The sequence below is a fragment of the Pseudomonas sp. P5_109 genome (assembly GCF_034009455.1).
In the GTDB taxonomy this organism is placed as follows: domain Bacteria; phylum Pseudomonadota; class Gammaproteobacteria; order Pseudomonadales; family Pseudomonadaceae; genus Aquipseudomonas.
Map to the genome: position 1 here is coordinate 6,151,986 of NZ_CP125380.1, position 17,672 is coordinate 6,169,657.

Here is a 17,672-nt window from a genome sequence, read left to right on the forward strand (position 1 = left end):
AGTCACTGTGGCGAGGGGGCTTGCCCTCGTTCCGCTGCGAAGCAGTCGTGAAACCCGCCAACGCGTTCAACCAGGCAGGTTATGGGGGGCCGCTTCGCGACCCAGCGGGAGCAAGCTCCCTCGCCACAATGGCATGTCGCTGCCCCCGAAAAACAGGTTTGGTGGTAAGCTCGCGCACCATGAATATCTACAGCTCTCGCCCCGTTGTCCTCTGTCTCTCCGGCCACGACCCAAGTGGTGGCGCCGGCTTGCAGGCAGATATCGAAGCCCTGCTCGCTCAGGGTTGCCATGCGGCTCCGGCCGTCACCGCCCTGACCGTGCAAGACACCGTCAATGTCACTGACTTCCGCGTCCTCGACCGTGAGTGGGTACTGGCCCAGGCCAATGCCGTGCTCAACGATTCCGAAGTCGCTGCGGTCAAACTGGGTATGCTCGGCTCCCTGGAAATGGTCGACACCGTTGTCGAACTGCTTTCGGCGCACCCGCACCTGCCGGTGGTCTGCGACCCGGTGCTGCGCGCCGGCGGCGGCGGACGCCTGGGCAAGGACGAGGTGGGCTACGCCATGCGCGAACGCCTGCTGCCCCTGTCGATCATTGCAACCCCCAACCTTCCCGAAGCCCGGATCCTCGCCGAACTGCCAGATGGCACCGCGGACGAGTGCGCTGAAAAACTCCTGCCGTACGTCAAACACCTGCTGATCACCGGCGGCCATGGCGATGAAACCGAAATCCACAATCGCCTGTACAGCCGCGACGGCCTGCGCGAAACCTATACCTGCCAGCGCTTGCCGGGCAGTTATCACGGTTCCGGTTGCACCCTGGCCAGCGCGCTGGCCGGTCGTCTGGCCCAGGGCGAAAACCTCGCCAGTGCCGTACAGACCGCGCTTAACTACACGTGGCGCACCCTGCGCGATGCCGAGCAGTTGGGCAAAGGCCAGTTTGTGCCGCGCCGTTTGCCACTGGATTTCTGTTCGTAACTTCTATTAGTAATGCGCTGAGGCTTGTCCGATGAAACTACGTGGCCTGTACGCCATTACCGACAGCCATTTGCTGGACGGCAAATTGCTCAAGTACGTGGAGGCGGCGCTGGAAGGCGGCGTCATCTTGCTGCAATACCGTGACAAGAGCAGTGACGAGGCCCGCCGCCTGCGTGAGGCCGAAGCACTGCGCGAGCTGTGCGAACGCTACAACACCAAGCTAATCATCAATGATGACGCCGAACTGGCCGCGCGCCTGAACGTTGGCGTGCACCTGGGCCAGACGGACGGTCCGCTGTCGCCGACCCGCGCCCTGCTCGGTTCCAAAGCCATCATCGGCTCGACCTGCCACGCGCAGCTCGAACTGGCCGAACAGGCTGCCAAAGAAGGCGCCAGCTACGTCGCCTTCGGTCGTTTCTTCAATTCGAACACCAAGCCCGGCGCACCGACCTGCAGCCTCGACCTGCTCGACCAGGCGCGCAAGCAGTTGCACTTGCCGATCTGCGCAATCGGCGGCATCACCCTGGACAACGCCGCCCCGCTGGTGGCCCACGGCGTCGATCTGCTGGCCGTGGTGCATGGCCTGTTTGGCGCCGAGAGTACGGCCGAAGTGACCCGTCGTGCCCGCGCCTTCAACGAACTGTTTTCTATTTAAGTCGCTTAAAATCTGATTTGAGAGCCCGATCATGTCTCGTTCCGAAACGCTGTTTGCCAATGCCCAGAAACACATTCCCGGTGGCGTGAACTCGCCGGTTCGCGCGTTCAAGAGCGTCGGCGGCACGCCGTTGTTCTTCAAGCACGCCGAAGGCGCCTACGTCACCGACGAAGACGACAAGCGCTATGTGGATTACGTCGGTTCCTGGGGCCCGATGATCCTCGGCCACAGCCACCCGGACGTGCTGGACGCCGTGCGCAAGCAGCTTGAACACGGACTGTCCTACGGCGCCCCGACCGAGATGGAAACGCAGATGGCCGACCTGGTCTGCTCCCTCGTGCCGTCGATGGAAATGGTGCGCATGGTCAGCTCCGGCACCGAAGCAACCATGAGCGCCATTCGCCTGGCCCGCGGTTTCACCGGCCGCGACAGCATCATCAAGTTCGAAGGCTGCTACCACGGTCACTCCGACAGCCTGCTGGTCAAGGCCGGTTCCGGCGCACTGACCCAGGGCGTACCGAGCTCGGCCGGCGTGCCGGCCGCGTTCGCCAAACACACCCTGACCCTGCCCTTCAACGACATCGATGCCGTTGAAGCCATGCTCGCCGAAGTCGGCCAGGACGTTGCTTGCATCATCGTCGAGCCAGTGGCCGGCAACATGAACTGCGTGCCGCCGGCACCGGGCTTCCTCGAAGGCCTGCGGACCTTGTGCGACAAGCACGGCGTGGTGCTGATTTTCGATGAAGTGATGACCGGTTTCCGCGTCGCCCTCGGCGGTGCCCAGGCGTACTACGGCGTGACGCCGGACCTGACCACCTTCGGCAAGATCATCGGTGGCGGCATGCCGGTCGGCTGCTTCGGCGGCAAGCGTGAAATCATGCAGCGCATCGCCCCGCTGGGCCCGGTCTACCAGGCCGGTACGCTGTCCGGTAACCCGCTGGCGATGGCCGCCGGCCTGACCACCCTGCGCCTGATCAGCCGCCCGGGCTTCCACGCCGAGCTGACCGACTACACCACTCGCCTGCTCGACGGCCTGCAACAGCGCGCCGATGCGGCCGGCATTCCGTTCGTGACCACCCAGGCCGGCGGCATGTTCGGCCTGTACTTCAGCGGCGCCGACGACATCGTCACCTTCGATGACGTCATGGCCAGCGACGCGGCCCTGTTCGGTCGTTTCTTCCACCTGATGCTGGAAGGCGGCGTGTACCTGGCACCGAGCGCCTTCGAAGCCGGGTTCACGTCGATCGCTCATGGCGAAGCCGAGCTGAAACTGACCCTGGACGCCGCCGAGCGCGCCTTCGCTGCCTTGAAATAACGCTGTAGCGCTGACGTTGGCCATTGCCGGCGTCAGCTTTCACCTACACGCCCCGCCTGCATTCCTACAGTTTCAGCAAAAATCCTCCGCAAAACCGGTGATATATTTCCCGCGCAGCAGAAAAACGAGTAAAGACTTTGTAAGGTTGGCCCTGCTTATTTCATAATGCGCGCTTATTGGATCCCCTCGATGGGTCCGCGCGCCCTTCAGAGGTAAGTCGATTCCCATGAACCGCACCGGCCGCACCCTTGCACTGGGCTGCCTGTTGCTTCTTCAGCCCCTGCTCGCGCACGCACAAGCAGGCGGCAACTCGTTGTTGATCCCAGCGATGGGTCGCTGCACCCTCAATACCCAGCCGCAAGACCTGGAACAGGCGCTCGCTGCCTGCCAGAAAGCGTCGGATGAAGGGGATGCGCAAGCGCAATACGAGTTGGGTGAGTTCTACTACGAAGGCAAAAACGCGCCGCGCGACCTCAATCAAGCCCTGAGCTATTTCGAAAAGGCCTCGCTGCAAGGCCACGCCCAGGCGCAATTCAAGTTAGGCACCATGTTCTTCCACGGCGAAGGCGTGCCGGCCAATAACGTTCAGGCGTATATCCTGCTGAAGATGGCGGCGGTCAACGGCGCCGAAGATGCCTTGGACACCGCCGACGAAGTCACTGAAAAGATGCCCCGCGAAGAACTCGAAGTCGCCACCCAGGTGCTCGGGCAAATTTTCCGTAAATACCTGATGGAATTGCAGAGCGCCGATGGGCGTACGCCTTTTGCGCCATTGCCCTGAAAACAACGAGGGGCTTTGTGGCGAGGGGGCTTGCCCCCGTTCGGCTGCGCAGCAGTCGTAAAATCTCTAAATGCAGCATCCATAGAAGACTGCGGTGGTCGGATTTGGGGCCGCTTCGCAGCCCAACGGGGGCAAGCCCCCTCGCCACAACAAGCCTCTCTAGCCTTGGCTACTTACTTCTCAGGCATCGGCATCGGAAACGGCATTACATTGCCGACCGCGCCACGGGCTTCGCTGATTTTCGGTGTGCCCAGACGCTCGACTTCGTCGATACGCACAATCGAATGCATCGGCACAAAGCTGCGCACCACGCCTTCGAACTGTGCCTTGAGCTTCTCTTCGCTCGGATCGACGACCACTTGCGTGCGCTCGCCAAAGACGAACTCTTCCACTTCCAGAAAGCCCCACAGATCACTTTGATAGATCTGCTTGGCGTACATTTCGAACACCTGGCCCTGGTTGAGGAAAATCACCTTGTAGATTGGAGCTTCACGTTTGGTCATGGCAGGCGAGCAACACATCGGGGGATAAAAATGAGGGCGCGAACTATAGCATAGCCATTGGACGCGCAGCGGTAGGAACCGCGGGACATGTTCCCTATAATGCGCGGTTCTTTGAATCACGTGATGACTCTTTCCATGGCCAAGAAGCTTTACATCGAAACCCACGGTTGCCAGATGAACGAGTACGACAGCTCGCGTATGGTCGATCTGCTGGGCGAACATCAGGCCCTGGAAGTCACCGCGCGCGCTGAAGACGCCGACGTGATCCTGCTCAATACCTGCTCTATCCGCGAGCGTGCCCAGGACCGCGTCTACTCCCAACTCGGTCGCTGGCGCGAACTGAAGCTGGCCAACCCGGACATGGTAATCGCCGTCGGTGGTTGCGTAGCCAGCCAGGAAGGCGCGGCCATCCGCGATCGCGCACCGTACGTCGACGTGGTCTTCGGCCCGCAGACCCTGCACCGCCTGCCGGAAATGATCGACGCCGCGCGCATCACCAAGCTGCCGCAAGTCGACGTCTCGTTCCCGGAAATCGAAAAATTCGACCATTTGCCCGAGCCCCGCATCGACGGCCCGAGCGCCTACGTGTCGGTGATGGAAGGTTGCAGCAAGTACTGCACGTTCTGCGTGGTGCCCTACACCCGTGGCGAAGAGGTCAGCCGGCCGTTCGACGACGTGCTTGCCGAGATCATTCACCTGGCCGAAAACGGCGTGCGCGAAGTGACGCTGCTGGGGCAGAACGTCAACGGTTATCGTGGCAAGACCCATGACGGGCGCCTGGCGGACCTGGCCGAGCTGATCCGCGTGGTCGCCGCAGTCGATGGCATCGACCGCATCCGCTACACCACGTCGCATCCGCTGGAGTTCTCCGACAGTCTGATCCAGGCCCACGCCGACGTGCCGGAACTGGTCAAGCACCTGCACTTGCCGGTGCAGTCGGGCTCTGACCGCATCCTCGCGGCGATGAAGCGCAACCACACAGCGCTGGAGTACAAATCCAAACTGCGCAAGCTGCGCGCCGCCGTGCCGGGGATCTGCATCAGTTCGGACTTCATCGTCGGCTTCCCGGGCGAGACCGAGAAAGACTTCGAGCAGACCATGAAGCTGATTGCCGACGTCGGTTTCGACTTTTCCTACTCGTTCGTCTACAGCCAGCGCCCGGGCACTCCGGCCGCCGACCTGGCCGATGACACGCCGGAAGAGCTGAAAAAAGAACGCCTGAATGCGCTGCAACATCGCCTGAACCAGCAAGGTTTCGAGATCAGCCGACAAATGGTCGGCTCGATCCAACGGATCCTGGTGACCGATTACTCGAAAAAAGACCCAGGCGAACTGCAAGGCCGGACCGAAAATAACCGTATCGTCAACTTCCGCTGCGATAATCCGACCCTGATCGGCCAGTTCGCGGATGTGCACATCGATGCCGCGCAGCCGCATTCGCTGCGGGGGTCGTTGATCCAGTAACCCCGCGTCCCCCTTGTGGGAGCGGGCTTTTGTGGCGAGGGGGCTTGCCCCCGTTGGATCGCGAAGCGGTCCTGGTATTTTGCGACTGCTTCGCAGTCGAACGGGGGCAAGCCCCCTCGCCACAGTTTAAGTGCCAAATTTCTGCATCTTATTTAAGAGCTTTCCCACCCAGCCCACTGGCGTTATCCTTGATTTCATCTCAATTGCCCCAGGGCGGCTAAATACGACCTTGAACGCACCCATAGAACCACATCGTTTCATCCTCGAGCCTTTTGAAGCTCGCCGCTTCGCCAATCTGTGCGGGCAATTCGACGAGCATTTGCGCTTGATCGAACAGCGCCTGACCATCGAGATCCGCAATCGCGGCAACCAGTTCGAGCTGATCGGCGAGCCCAAACACACCACCTCCGCGGAAAACCTCCTGCGCCGCCTGTACCGGGAAACCAAGGGTACCGAGCTGTCGCCAGACATGGTGCACCTGTTCCTGCAGGAATCGGCCGTCGAGCAGTTGGACAACCACTCCCCCGCCGAAGCCTCCGTCGCCCTGCGCACCAAGAAAGGCATGATTCGCCCCCGCGGCTTGAATCAGCTGCGCTACGTGAAGGAAATCCTCGGAAACGACATCAACTTCGGCATCGGCCCGGCCGGTACCGGCAAGACCTATCTGGCCGTGGCCTGCGCGGTGGATGCACTGGAGCGCGAGCAGATCCGTCGCATCCTGCTGGTGCGTCCGGCCGTCGAAGCGGGTGAAAAACTCGGCTTCCTGCCGGGTGACTTGTCGCAAAAGATCGACCCGTATCTGCGCCCGCTCTACGACGCACTCTACGAAATGCTCGGCTTCGAATACGTTGCCAAGCTGATCGAGCGCCAGGTGATCGAAGTCGCGCCACTGGCCTACATGCGTGGCCGCACGCTGAACAACAGCTTCATCATTCTCGACGAAAGCCAGAACACCACGGTCGAGCAGATGAAGATGTTCCTGACCCGGATCGGCTTCGGTTCCACGGCCGTCATCACCGGGGACATCACCCAGGTTGACCTGCCACGCGGCACCAAGTCCGGCCTGCACCATGTGATCGAAGTGCTCAAGGATGTGCCGGGTATCAGCTTCACGCACTTCCAGCCCAAGGACGTCGTGCGCCATCCGTTGGTGCAGCGCATCGTTGAAGCCTACGAGCGCTTCGAAACCAAAGCGGCCGATGATGCAGCCGCCAAGGATAGCCGCCGCGATGCTTGAGCTTGACCTGCAAATCGCCACCCAAGCCCCCGCCCCCAGCGAAGCCGAGTTCCGCCAGTGGTGCGAACTGGCTTTACGCCAACGCACCGCCGATTCGGAGATGACCATTCGTCTGGTCGACGAAGCCGAAGGACGCGAGCTGAACCACACCTGGCGGCAAAAGGATTACGCAACTAACGTCTTGTCATTCCCGGCCGATGTGCCGGATGAGTTCCTCGACATCCCGCTGCTGGGCGATCTGGTGATCTGCGTGGCCGTGGTCGAGCGCGAAGCCGCTGAACAGGGCAAGGAACTCAAGGCCCATTGGGCGCACCTGGTGATTCACGGCTGCTTGCATCTGCTTGGTTACGACCATATTGATGATGACGAAGCCGAAGAGATGGAAGCACTGGAACGAACGTTGCTTGCAGAACTGGGCTTTCCCGATCCGTACGCGGACGACGAAACCGATTTATCCCCCACCGAAACAACAAAGGATTCAGAGTAATCGCTATGAGCGAAGATCGATCGAGCAACGGGCAGAAGTCTTGGCTGGGTAAGCTCACCCAGGCTTTTGCCCACGAGCCGAAAAACCGCCAGGAGCTGCTGGAGCTGCTGCGCGATGCACACCAGAACAAACTGCTGGACAGCGAAGCGCTGGCCATCGTCGAAGGCGCCATCCAGGTGGCTGACTTGCAGGTCCGGGACATCATGGTCCCGCGCTCGCAAATGGTCAGCATCAAGGCGAACCAGACACCTCGCGAGTTCCTGCCTGCCGTGGTCGACTCGGCCCACTCCCGCTATCCGGTGATCGGCGAAAGCCACGATGACGTGATGGGCGTGTTGCTGGCCAAGGACTTGCTGCCGTTGATCCTCAAGGAGAACGGCGACAGCTTCAACATCAAGGACCTGCTGCGTCCGGCTACATTCGTACCGGAATCCAAGCGCCTTAACGTGCTGCTGCGCGAATTCCGCGCCAACCACAACCACATGGCCATCGTCATCGACGAATACGGCGGCGTGGCCGGTTTGGTGACCATCGAAGACGTGCTGGAACAGATCGTCGGCGACATCGAAGACGAACACGACGTCGAAGAAGACAGCTACATCAAGCCGCTGCCCAGCGGTGATTTCCTGATCAAGGCGCTGACGCCGATCGAGAACTTCAACGAATTTTTCGACAGCGAGTTCTCTGACGATGAGTTCGACACCGTCGGCGGCCTGGTGATGAGCGCGTTCGGGCACCTGCCCAAACGCAACGAAATCACTGAGATCGGCCCGTACCGTTTCCGCATCCTGAACGCCGACAGCCGTCGGATTCACTTGCTTCGCCTGACGCCCATTGCTCGCTAAGGATTGAAATGCGCTGGACAACCCGCCCCGGCTGGCCCGGTAACCTGCTGGCCGTGGCGGCCGGTGCAATCACCACCCTGGCCCTGGCGCCGTTCGATATCTGGCCACTGGCACTGCTCGCCGTCGGCCTGTTCTATGCCGGTTTGCGTGAGCTGAGCCCACGTCAGGCGCTGGGTCGCGGCTGGTGTTTCGGGTTCGGCCTGTTCGGTGCCGGTACCAGCTGGATCTACTACAGCATTCACCACTTCGGCGGTGCTTCGGTATTGCTGGCCGGTTTCCTGATGCTGCTCTTCACGGCGGCGATTGCCTGGTTCTTTGCCCTGCCTGCCTGGATTTGGGCGCGCTGGCTGCGCCGCAATGAGGCGCCGCTGGCCGATGCCCTGGCCTTCGCGGCGCTATGGGTCGGCCAGGAAGCATTCCGTGGCTGGTTCCTGACGGGTTTCCCGTGGCTGTACTCCGGTTACAGCCAGCTCGATGGCCCGCTGGCCGGGCTCGCCCCCCTTGGCGGAATGTGGCTGATTTCCTTCACCCTGGCCCTGACAGCTGCGTTGATCTACAACGGTTTGCGCCTGGTTCGCACGGGGCACAAAGGCTTTATCGCTGCTGGCGCATTGCTGCTGGTCGGCCCATGGCTGGCCGGCATGGCACTCAAGCACCATGCCTGGACCAGCCCGTCGGGCCCGCCATTGAGCGTTGCCGCCATCCAGGGCAACGTCGAACAAAGCATGAAATGGGACCCGGCGCAGCTCAACGCACAACTGGCGCTGTACCGCGACATGAGCTTCAGCTCAAAGCGCGCCGACCTCCTGATCTGGCCGGAAACGGCGATTCCAGTGCTGAAGGAGTCTGCCGAGGGCTACCTGAGCATGATGGGTAACTTCGCGGCCGAGCGTAAATCGGCCTTCATAACCGGCGTCCCGGTGCGCATGGAGGTACGCCACGAGAAGCGCTTCTTCAACGGCATCACCGTTACCGGTGAAGGCGACGGCACTTACCTGAAGCAAAAACTGGTGCCGTTTGGTGAATATGTCCCCTTGCAGGACATGCTGCGCGGACTGATCGCCTTCTTCGACCTGCCAATGTCGGACTTCGCTCGCGGCCCGGCCGACCAGCCGTTGTTGCAAGCCAAGGGTTATCAGATCGCGCCGTTCATCTGCTATGAAGTGGTTTTTCCGGAGTTCGCCGCCAGCCTTGCCGCCCGCAGCGATCTGCTGCTGACCATCAGCAACGACACCTGGTTCGGCACCTCCATCGGGCCGCTGCAACACCTGCAGATGGCGCAGATGCGCGCGCTGGAAGCCGGCCGCTGGATGATCCGCGCCACCAACAACGGCGTATCCGGCCTGATCAACCCGTTCGGTCAGATTACCGATCAGATCCCGCAGTTCGAGCGCGGCATCCTGTATGGCGAAGTGGTGCCAATGCACAACCTGACGCCGTACCTGGAATGGCGTTCGTGGCCATTGCTCATTCTCTGCGTGTTGTTGTTTGGCTGGGCGCTGATTGCGAGCCGGATGGCCAAGACCGTTTAAAAGCTTCGCGAGCAAGCCCGCTCCCACATTTGATCGGCGTCGTACACAAATACAGTGACCGACTTAGATCCAGTGTGGGAGCGGGCTTGCTCGCGAAGGCGGCATCACAGGCACCCCATCAATCAGCACAGACATTACTTCAGTAGAACAACGAATAACCGACCTGCCCCACCGCCTCATTCATCAATTGCCCGTTCTGCCAAATCGCCTTGAACTCCGGCATCCAGCCTCCCAGTGGCCGCGCGTTGTCGCCACCCAGAAATCCTACCGGCGCCGGCACCACCTCAAAGCCGGCCTTGCGGAAACTCCAGGCCGCTCGTGGCATATGCCAGGCCTGAGTCACGAGCACCACACGCTTGATGCCCTGCGGCTGCAACACCTCGGCGCTGAACTGTGCATTCTCCCAGGTCGTGCGGCTACGCCCCTCCTGCCAGCGCACGCTCACACCAAAATCGTCACGCAAGGAGTCCGCCATCATCTGCGCCTCGCTGGGCGGCGTACCGTAATGCAAGCCGCCGCTGGTCAGTACCGGCAGGCCGGAAGCCTTCGCCAACCGCGCGGCATAGCGCTGGCGTTCCAGACCGACGCCCGTGGGCTGGTCGCTCCCCCAGGCCACATCACCGCGCTCGCGCCCGGAGCCGAGGACAACAATGGCGTCTGCCCGCTGCCCCAGGATTGCCCATTCATCGCGTGCCAACGGTGGCTCCCGCTCGAGCAGGCCTGCCCCCCACTGCACCACCACCGGCAGACTCATCAGCCAGAATCCACCCAGGCCCAGCGCAAAGCACGCGCCGGCAAGCCTTGGCCTTGAGCGGCGCAACCACCAGGCAAGCAAAAGCAGCAGCAATAGAATGCCGGGTGGCAAAAGTAGTTGTTTTACGAAGTAACGAAATGGCATCGAGCATCTCCCGGAGATGCCCGAAGCCTAAGTGGGTTGGCGTGATGCGACAATCAATACGGAAGGACTATGCTTCAAAAATGCATGGAGCATGGCTCGGCGCCCTATTTGAACTGCAAAGACCGGACCTTTACCGCGTCTCTGCCGGGAACCTTGTCCTTGAGCCAGATGATCTTGGCCGAACGTGGTGCGTCGAGTTGCTTTACCGCTTCTGACAAGCATCCGTGTGTCTCACGCTCACTGCGATCCAGATACGCCTTGACCAGTGCAAACTCTGCGGAGCTCAGGCCACGCAGTTCCAGCTCCAGAGGGCGTTCGTCGCGCAACCGGCTAGCGGTTTTTGCCGCGTCCAGGGCCAAGGCCAAACGATCGATCAGCCTTTCGTACAGCTCCGGTTTTGTAGCTTTTTGCTGTGACTCAACCATCCCTCACCTCATTGGAAGATAAGACCTACTCCCCAGTTAGAGCTTAGCTTCCATGAACAAACCGGCTGAACGCCGCGACCAACGGCCCTCGCAGCGGTTTTTGCAGGACGCGCGGCAGTAATCAGGGTTTCCCTCGGTAGAGCGCGGTCATGTATGCTACGGCGCTTCCTGTAACTCCACTTCCAGCTCGGCTGGGCATCGAAAACGCCAATGTGGCGTGATCCGCGTCCAGCGTTGCATTGAAGAGGATTAGGCCACCCCTATTCAGTTCAAAAGTAGCCATGCACGAACAATATCAGCCCCGTGAAATCGAAGCCGCCGCCCAGTCGTTCTGGGACGAGCAAAAGTCCTTTGAAGTCAGTGAACAGCCAGGCAAGGAGACTTACTACTGCCTGTCGATGTTCCCTTACCCCAGCGGCAAGCTACACATGGGGCACGTGCGCAACTACACCATCGGCGACGTGATCTCCCGCTACCAGCGCATGCAAGGCAAGAACGTTCTGCAACCCATGGGTTGGGACGCCTTCGGCATGCCGGCGGAAAACGCCGCGATGAAGAACAACGTAGCGCCCGCCAAGTGGACCTACGAAAACATCGCCTACATGAAATCCCAGCTGCGCAGCCTGGGACTGGCAGTGGACTGGTCGCGCGAAGTGACCACCTGCAAGCCCGATTACTACCGCTGGGAACAATGGCTGTTCACCCGCCTGTTCGAAAAAGGCGTGATCTACAAAAAAAGCGGCACCGTGAACTGGGACCCGGTCGACCAGACCGTCCTGGCCAACGAGCAAGTGATCGACGGCCGTGGCTGGCGTTCCGGCGCGCTGATCGAAAAGCGCGAAATCCCGATGTACTACTTCAAGATCACCGCCTACGCGGATGAACTGCTGGAGAGCCTCGACGAACTGACTGGCTGGCCTGAACAGGTCAAGACCATGCAGCGCAACTGGATCGGCAAATCCCGCGGCATGGAAGTACAGTTCCCGTACAACGTCGACTCCATCGGCGAAACCGGCACACTGAAAGTCTTCACCACCCGTCCGGACACCCTGATGGGCGCTACCTACGTCGCCGTGGCCGCCGAGCATCACCTGGCCACCCTGGCGGCGCAGAACAACCCTGAGCTGCAAGCGTTCATCGCCGAATGCAAGGGCGGCAGCGTGGCTGAAGCCGACGTCGCCACCCAGGAGAAAAAAGGCCTGCCGACCGGCCTGTTCGTCGAGCACCCGCTGACCGGCGAAAAACTGCCGGTATGGGTCGCCAACTATGTGCTGATGCACTACGGCGACGGCGCGGTGATGGCGGTTCCGGCCCACGACGAGCGCGATTTCGAATTCGCCCACAAGTACAACCTGCCGGTCAAATCGGTGGTGCGCACCAGCTCCGGCGACACCAACCCGACGCCATGGCAAGACGCCTACGGCGAGCACGGCACGCTGATCAACTCCGGTGAGTTCGATGGCCTCGACTTCGCGGGCGCCTTCGACGCCATCGAAGTTGCGTTGATCAAGAAAGAACTCGGCGCCTCGCGCACCCAGTTCCGCCTGCGCGACTGGGGCATCAGCCGTCAACGCTACTGGGGCTGCCCGATCCCGATCATTCACTGCAACACTTGCGGTGACGTACCGGTACCGGAAGATCAACTGCCAGTCGTGCTGCCGGAAGACGTCGTACCCGACGGTGCCGGCTCGCCGTTGGCGCGCATGCCCGAGTTCTACGAGTGCAGCTGCCCGAAATGCGGCGCGCCTGCCAAGCGTGAAACCGACACCATGGACACCTTCGTCGAGTCCTCGTGGTACTACGCCCGTTACGCCTCGCCGCACTTTGAAGGCGGCCTGGTAGAAAGATCGGCAGCCGATCACTGGTTGCCGGTGGATCAGTACATCGGTGGTATCGAACACGCGATCCTGCACCTGCTCTACGCGCGCTTCTTCCACAAGCTGATGCGCGACGAAGGCCTGGTGAGCTCCAACGAGCCGTTCAAGAACCTGCTGACCCAGGGCATGGTGATCGCCGAGACTTACTATCGCCGCGAAGCCAATGGTGCCTACACCTGGTTCAACCCGGCGGACGTCGAGCTTGAGCGTGACAGCAAGGCCAAGGTCATCAGCGCCAAATTGAAATCCGACGGCCTGCCGGTGGAAATCGGCGGCACCGAGAAGATGGCCAAGTCGAAGAACAACGGCGTCGACCCACAGTCGATGATCGATCAGTTCGGCGCAGACACCTGCCGCCTGTTCATGATGTTCGCCTCGCCACCTGACATGAGCGCTGAATGGTCCGACTCCGGCGTCGAAGGTTCGCACCGTTTCCTCAAGCGCGTCTGGCGCCTGGCCCAAGCACACGTCACTCAAGGCCTGCCGGGCAAACTGGACGTAGCCGGCCTGAACGACGAGCAGAAAGCCGTTCGCCGCTCGATCCACCTGGCCATCAAGCAGGCCAGCCAGGATGTCGGCCAGAACCACAAGTTCAATACTGCCATCGCCCAGGTGATGACGTTGATGAACGTGCTGGAAAAAGCCGCGCAAGCCACCGAACAGGATCGCGCATTGATTCACGAAGGCCTGGAAACCGTGACTCTGCTGCTGGCTCCGATCACGCCGCACATCAGCCATGAGCTGTGGAATCAACTGGGTCACGCTGATCCAGTGATCGACGCCACTTGGCCGGTGCAGGACGACAGCGCACTGGTGCAGGACAGCCTGACGCTCGTCATCCAGGTCAACGGCAAGCTGCGTGGCCAGATCGAAATGCCGGCCAGCGCCAGTCGCGAAGAAGTCGAAGCCGCCGCCCGAGCCAACGAAAACGTACTGCGTTTCGTCGACGGTCTGACCATTCGTAAAGTGATCGTAGTGCCCGGGAAACTGGTCAATATCGTCGCCAGCTAATTGGATCAGGCGCCAGGTGAGCCTGGCGCCGAATAAAACCTTTCGGGCCGCTTGATCGGCCCACATGGTTTCAAGGGGAGCAACAAGATGATCAAACGCAATCTGCTGGTGATGGGCCTCGCGGTTCTGCTGAGCGCCTGCGGTTTCCAGCTGCGTGGCACCGGCACCAACGAACTGGCGATCAAGGAACTCGACCTGAGCGCCCGTAACGCCTACGGTCCAACCGTGACCCAACTGCGCCAGGTCCTGGAAGGCAGCGGCGTCAAGGTCTATACCGGTGCGCCTTACAAGCTGATCCTGACCAATGAACAGGAAAACCAGCGCATCATCAGCTACGCAGGTGCCGGTCGTGCTGGCGAGTACCAGATCACCACCGTGCTGAACTACGACATCCGTGGTCGCGGCGATCTGCCACTGCTGAGCGACAAGCTTGAAGTGCAGAAAATCTATATGCACGACGGCAACAACCTGGTGGGCTCTGACCAGGAAGCCGCCACCGCCCGGGAAGAAGGCCGCCGCGAGATGGTTCAACGCATGATGCTGCGCCTGGAACAACTGAGCCCGGCCCAGTTGGATCAGTTGCAGCAGACTGCCGAAGCCAGGGCCAAGGCTGACGCCGCGGCACTGGAAGCGGCACAAAAGGCTGAAGCGGAAACCCCGCGCCAGTCGCCTGTCGAACTGCCGCAGCAGTAAGACTTACGGGGCGCCCGGGCGCCCCGTTTGCCCTCTCTTATGAAGCTCGCCCCCGCCCAACTCGCCAAACACCTGCAAGGTGCCCTCGCGCCGGTCTATATCATCAGCGGTGATGACCCGTTGTTGTGCCAGGAAGCGGCCGACGCTGTTCGCGCCGCCGCCCGTCAGCAGGGATTCGATGAGCGCCAGGTGTTTGCCGCCGACGCCAGTTTCGACTGGGGGACGTTGCTGCAAGCCGGTGCCAGCATGTCGCTGTTCGCTGAAAAGCGCCTGCTGGAGCTGCGCCTGCCTTCCGGCAAACCCGGCGACAAAGGTGCCGCTGCGCTTATCGAATATTGCTCGCGCCCGGCCGAAGACACCGTGCTGCTTGTCAGCTTGCCGAAACTCGACGGCAGCGCGCAGAAAACCAAGTGGGGCAAGGCGCTGGTCGAAGGACAGCAGACCCAGTTCGTGCAGATCTGGCCGGTCGATGTTGGCCAGTTGCCCAGCTGGATCCGCCAACGCCTGTCCCAGGCCGGTCTTTCCGCCAGCCAGGATGCCGTTGAACTGATCGCTGCACGGGTCGAGGGCAACTTGCTGGCCGCCGCCCAGGAAATCGAAAAGCTCAAACTGATGGCCGAAGGCGGTCAGATCACCGTTGAAACCGTGCAGGCGGCGGTGGCCGACAGTGCGCGCTTCGACGTGTTTGGCCTGACCGATGCCGTGCTCAATGGTGAAGCGGCCCACGCGCTGCGCATGCTCGAAGGCTTGCGCGGTGAAGGCGTCGAGCCGCCGGTGATTCTCTGGGCCCTGGCCCGGGAGCTGCGCCTGCTGGCCAATATTTCGCTGCAATACAGCCAGGGGACGCCGCTGGACAAAGCCTTCAGCCAGGCCAAACCCCCGGTCTGGGACAAACGTAAACCGTTGATGAGCAAAGCCCTGCAACGCTACTCGGCACAACGCTGGGCGCAACTGCTGCTGGAAGCGCAACGCATCGACGCGCAGATCAAGGGCCAGGCGGCGGGTTCGCCGTGGATGAGCCTGAGCCGGTTGACGCTGTTGATGGCGGGGCAAAGATTGTCGTTACCTGCCGAGTAAGGCTTCCTGTGGCGAGGGGGCTTGCCCCCGTTGGGGCGCGAAGCGCCCCCCATAATCGATACACACGGTATTTCAGACAAACCGCGTATATCGATTTTACGACGCTTCGCCGCCGAACGGGGGCAAGCCCCCTCGCCACAGAAACCACATCGCTATCAAGATCAATGAAAGATCCTACACAATGTAGGGACTAGACATCCCCCCAACTTCGGCCGATGATTTGCCCCGCAAAAACCACTCCCCTGCGAGGCATCACCATGAGCAAAAAGCCATCGAAGCATGGCCCCAACAAGGCCAAATCCATCATCGCCCAGCCATTGTTCCGCAGCCGCCAGGAACGCCCGGCCAAGGGCAAAGGCAGTTACCGCCGCGAAGCCTTCCAGTCTGACAACTGGGAGGCTTCTTACTTTCTGGCTGCGTAAAGCAGAACACCCCTTCGACATGTTAAGGTCTGTACCTGATTCGTTTTTCCTGGACCCGTGCATGCCCTTTTGTCTTCCCCGTCGTTGGCACCTGCGCCAATTGATCGCTGCCTCCAGCCTTGTTTTGCTTGTCGCCTGTGCGGAAAAACCGACCGCAGCCGACGCTCAGCCGCTTCAGACGCTGCCTGTCGCCACCGCCCCGGCGGTTGTTCCGCCTGTGGTTCCGACGGGTGAGAACCTCGACATCCAGCCAACCCAGACCTTTGCCGAATGGCAGGCGGGTTTCCGCAAGGATGCCTTGGCCGCCGGTATTCGCGCCGATCTGTTTGATCGCGCTTTCGCCAATGTCAGCTTCGACCCCAGTGTGATTCGTGCCGATCGCAGCCAACCGGAATTCGCAAAACCGGTGTGGGAATACCTTGATGGCGCCCTGTCGCCGCTGCGGGTACGCAAAGGCCAGTCGCTGATCGACCAGTACGCTGACGTCCTGCAAAGCATCGAGCAGCGTTACGGTGTTGATCGTCAGGCCCTGGTGGCCGTGTGGGGTATGGAAAGCAACTTTGGCCAGTTCCAGGGCAGCAAGTCAGTGATCAACTCACTGGCCACCCTGGCCTACGAAGGTCGTCGTCCCGGTTTCGCCCACGCGCAATTGATTGCCGCCCTGCAGATCCTGCAACAAGGCGATATCGAGCCCGAGAAGATGCTCGGATCCTGGGCCGGCGCCATGGGCCAGACACAGTTCATCCCAACCACCTACAACACCCATGCGGTGGACTTCGATGGTGACGGGCGTCGCGATATCTGGGGTAGCTCGGCCGATGCCCTGGCCTCGACCGCGCATTACCTGCAAAGCTCGGGCTGGCAGAGAGGCCAGCCATGGGGCTTTGAAGTCCAGCTGCCGAGCGGGTTCAACTACCTGCTGGCCGACGGCACGATTCGCAAGAGCGTCGCCGAATGGCGGCAACTAGGCATTACCCTGCCCAACGATGGTCAGGTCCCGGCCGGTTCCGAGCAATTGTCCGCGGCCCTGTTGTTGCCAGCCGGCTACCGTGGCCCGGCGTTCCTGGTGCTCGATAATTTCCGGGCAATCCTCAAGTACAACAACTCGTCGTCTTACGCCCTGGGGGTGAGCCTGCTGTCCGAACGCTTCAATGGCGCGGGCTTGATCAGCGGCTCATGGCCAAAGGATGACCTGCCTCTGAGCCGTACTGAACGGATCGAACTGCAAAACCTGTTGAGTGCGCAAAACTATGACGCCGGCACGGCCGACGGCATCATCGGCGCCAACACCCGCAAGGCAATCCGCAGCGCCCAGCAGTCGTTTGGCTGGCCGGCGGATGGCTATCCGACGCACAAATTGCTGGAAGGGTTGCGTAACCGCTAAAAGCTTCGCGAGCAAGCCCGCTCCCACACTGGTTCTGTGAACGGCACAAAATCAATGCGGGAGCGGGCTTGCTCGCGAAGACTGACAGT

At 61.2% G+C, this 17,672-nt stretch carries 17 protein-coding genes; 14 read left to right on the forward strand and 3 right to left on the reverse strand.

What is annotated here, in order from left to right; genetic code table 11:
- Window positions 1-179: 179 nt before the first annotated feature.
- The 4 genes from QMK54_RS27340 to QMK54_RS27355 all read left to right on the forward strand — a co-directional run bounded on the left by QMK54_RS27340 (window position 180) and on the right by QMK54_RS27355 (window position 3,728).
- Window positions 180-977 carry a hydroxymethylpyrimidine/phosphomethylpyrimidine kinase gene (locus QMK54_RS27340; RefSeq protein WP_223594680.1) on the forward strand — a complete coding sequence of 266 codons (798 nt, stop codon included), beginning with the start codon at window positions 180-182 and terminating at the stop codon, window positions 975-977.
- 31 nt (window positions 978-1,008) lie between these two features.
- Complete coding sequence (gene thiE, locus QMK54_RS27345; protein ID WP_110662966.1) at window positions 1,009-1,632, forward strand: thiamine phosphate synthase; 624 nt, start codon at window positions 1,009-1,011, stop codon at window positions 1,630-1,632.
- 31 nt (window positions 1,633-1,663) lie between these two features.
- Window positions 1,664-2,947, forward strand: a complete 1,284-nt coding sequence (gene hemL / locus QMK54_RS27350; protein WP_008052405.1) for a glutamate-1-semialdehyde 2,1-aminomutase — start codon at window positions 1,664-1,666, stop codon at window positions 2,945-2,947.
- 226 nt (window positions 2,948-3,173) lie between these two features.
- Complete coding sequence (locus QMK54_RS27355; protein ID WP_103396533.1) at window positions 3,174-3,728, forward strand: tetratricopeptide repeat protein; 555 nt, start codon at window positions 3,174-3,176, stop codon at window positions 3,726-3,728.
- A gap of 173 nt (window positions 3,729-3,901) precedes the next feature.
- Here QMK54_RS27355 and QMK54_RS27360 read toward each other — a convergent pair whose 3' ends face one another.
- Window positions 3,902-4,231: a DUF1820 family protein gene (locus tag QMK54_RS27360; protein WP_003185742.1), complete on the reverse strand. Its 330-nt coding sequence runs from the start codon at window positions 4,229-4,231 to the stop codon at window positions 3,902-3,904.
- Between the two features lie 135 nt (window positions 4,232-4,366).
- Here QMK54_RS27360 and miaB point away from each other — a divergent pair, with 135 nt between their 5' ends.
- From miaB to lnt, 5 genes are all read left to right on the forward strand, one after another.
- Entirely contained in the window at window positions 4,367-5,695 is a 1,329-nt protein-coding gene (gene miaB, locus QMK54_RS27365; protein WP_110659873.1) for a tRNA (N6-isopentenyl adenosine(37)-C2)-methylthiotransferase MiaB, read from the forward strand.
- Window positions 5,696-5,924: 229 nt separating this feature from the next.
- Complete coding sequence (locus QMK54_RS27370) at window positions 5,925-6,932, forward strand: PhoH family protein (RefSeq protein ID WP_110659872.1); 1,008 nt, start codon at window positions 5,925-5,927, stop codon at window positions 6,930-6,932.
- Entirely contained in the window at window positions 6,925-7,419 is a 495-nt protein-coding gene (gene ybeY / locus QMK54_RS27375) for an rRNA maturation RNase YbeY (RefSeq protein WP_110659871.1), read from the forward strand. The genes QMK54_RS27370 and ybeY overlap by 8 nt, the downstream gene beginning before the upstream one ends.
- 5 nt (window positions 7,420-7,424) lie before the next feature.
- A complete protein-coding gene (locus QMK54_RS27380) occupies window positions 7,425-8,264 on the forward strand; it encodes an HlyC/CorC family transporter (RefSeq protein WP_007975860.1) in 840 nt (279 codons plus the stop codon).
- 8 nt (window positions 8,265-8,272) lie between these two features.
- Window positions 8,273-9,796: an apolipoprotein N-acyltransferase gene (lnt, locus tag QMK54_RS27385; protein ID WP_320401630.1), complete on the forward strand. Its 1,524-nt coding sequence runs from the start codon at window positions 8,273-8,275 to the stop codon at window positions 9,794-9,796.
- A gap of 139 nt (window positions 9,797-9,935) precedes the next feature.
- Here the strand turns inward: lnt and QMK54_RS27390 are convergent, their stop codons facing one another.
- Both QMK54_RS27390 and QMK54_RS27395 read right to left on the reverse strand, forming a co-directional pair.
- Window positions 9,936-10,694: a YdcF family protein gene (locus tag QMK54_RS27390; protein ID WP_110659869.1), complete on the reverse strand. Its 759-nt coding sequence runs from the start codon at window positions 10,692-10,694 to the stop codon at window positions 9,936-9,938.
- A gap of 104 nt (window positions 10,695-10,798) precedes the next feature.
- Entirely contained in the window at window positions 10,799-11,119 is a 321-nt protein-coding gene (locus QMK54_RS27395) for a hypothetical protein (RefSeq protein WP_110659868.1), read from the reverse strand.
- 281 nt (window positions 11,120-11,400) lie between these two features.
- On the opposite strand from QMK54_RS27395, the gene leuS reads away from it, so the two are divergent.
- The 5 genes from leuS (at window position 11,401) to QMK54_RS27420 (ending at window position 17,583) form a co-directional block, all read left to right on the forward strand.
- A complete protein-coding gene (gene leuS / locus QMK54_RS27400; RefSeq protein WP_320401631.1) occupies window positions 11,401-14,007 on the forward strand; it encodes a leucine--tRNA ligase in 2,607 nt (868 codons plus the stop codon).
- Window positions 14,008-14,094: 87 nt separating this feature from the next.
- The gene (lptE, locus tag QMK54_RS27405; RefSeq protein ID WP_110659874.1) at window positions 14,095-14,700 is read left to right on the forward strand and encodes an LPS assembly lipoprotein LptE; all 606 of its coding nucleotides are present in this window, start codon (window positions 14,095-14,097) and stop codon (window positions 14,698-14,700) included.
- A gap of 39 nt (window positions 14,701-14,739) precedes the next feature.
- Window positions 14,740-15,777, forward strand: a complete 1,038-nt coding sequence (gene holA, locus QMK54_RS27410) for a DNA polymerase III subunit delta (RefSeq protein WP_110659866.1) — start codon at window positions 14,740-14,742, stop codon at window positions 15,775-15,777.
- Window positions 15,778-16,034: 257 nt separating this feature from the next.
- Window positions 16,035-16,199: an alternative ribosome rescue factor ArfA gene (gene arfA / locus QMK54_RS27415; protein WP_007975872.1), complete on the forward strand. Its 165-nt coding sequence runs from the start codon at window positions 16,035-16,037 to the stop codon at window positions 16,197-16,199.
- Between the two features lie 61 nt (window positions 16,200-16,260).
- Window positions 16,261-17,583, forward strand: a complete 1,323-nt coding sequence (locus QMK54_RS27420; RefSeq protein ID WP_223594686.1) for a lytic murein transglycosylase — start codon at window positions 16,261-16,263, stop codon at window positions 17,581-17,583.
- Window positions 17,584-17,672: the final 89 nt, after the last annotated feature.

Bases quoted from the DNA above. Each gene is read 5' to 3' on its own strand.
- QMK54_RS27390 (WP_110659869.1), bottom strand. From the start codon at position 10,694: ATGCCATTTCGTTACTTCGTAAAACAACTACTTTTGCCACCCGGCATT.
- QMK54_RS27340 (WP_223594680.1), top strand. From the start codon at position 180: ATGAATATCTACAGCTCTCGCCCCGTTGTCCTCTGTCTCTCCGGCCAC.
- hemL (WP_008052405.1), top strand. From the start codon at position 1,664: ATGTCTCGTTCCGAAACGCTGTTTGCCAATGCCCAGAAACACATTCCC.
- QMK54_RS27420 (WP_223594686.1), top strand. From the start codon at position 16,261: ATGCCCTTTTGTCTTCCCCGTCGTTGGCACCTGCGCCAATTGATCGCT.
- QMK54_RS27360 (WP_003185742.1), bottom strand. From the start codon at position 4,231: ATGACCAAACGTGAAGCTCCAATCTACAAGGTGATTTTCCTCAACCAG.
- lptE (WP_110659874.1), top strand. From the start codon at position 14,095: ATGATCAAACGCAATCTGCTGGTGATGGGCCTCGCGGTTCTGCTGAGC.
- thiE (WP_110662966.1), top strand. From the start codon at position 1,009: ATGAAACTACGTGGCCTGTACGCCATTACCGACAGCCATTTGCTGGAC.
- QMK54_RS27355 (WP_103396533.1), top strand. From the start codon at position 3,174: ATGAACCGCACCGGCCGCACCCTTGCACTGGGCTGCCTGTTGCTTCTT.
- QMK54_RS27395 (WP_110659868.1), bottom strand. From the start codon at position 11,119: ATGGTTGAGTCACAGCAAAAAGCTACAAAACCGGAGCTGTACGAAAGG.
- miaB (WP_110659873.1), top strand. From the start codon at position 4,367: ATGGCCAAGAAGCTTTACATCGAAACCCACGGTTGCCAGATGAACGAG.
- arfA (WP_007975872.1), top strand. From the start codon at position 16,035: ATGAGCAAAAAGCCATCGAAGCATGGCCCCAACAAGGCCAAATCCATC.
- QMK54_RS27380 (WP_007975860.1), top strand. From the start codon at position 7,425: ATGAGCGAAGATCGATCGAGCAACGGGCAGAAGTCTTGGCTGGGTAAG.
- ybeY (WP_110659871.1), top strand. From the start codon at position 6,925: ATGCTTGAGCTTGACCTGCAAATCGCCACCCAAGCCCCCGCCCCCAGC.
- leuS (WP_320401631.1), top strand. From the start codon at position 11,401: ATGCACGAACAATATCAGCCCCGTGAAATCGAAGCCGCCGCCCAGTCG.
- lnt (WP_320401630.1), top strand. From the start codon at position 8,273: ATGCGCTGGACAACCCGCCCCGGCTGGCCCGGTAACCTGCTGGCCGTG.
- holA (WP_110659866.1), top strand. From the start codon at position 14,740: ATGAAGCTCGCCCCCGCCCAACTCGCCAAACACCTGCAAGGTGCCCTC.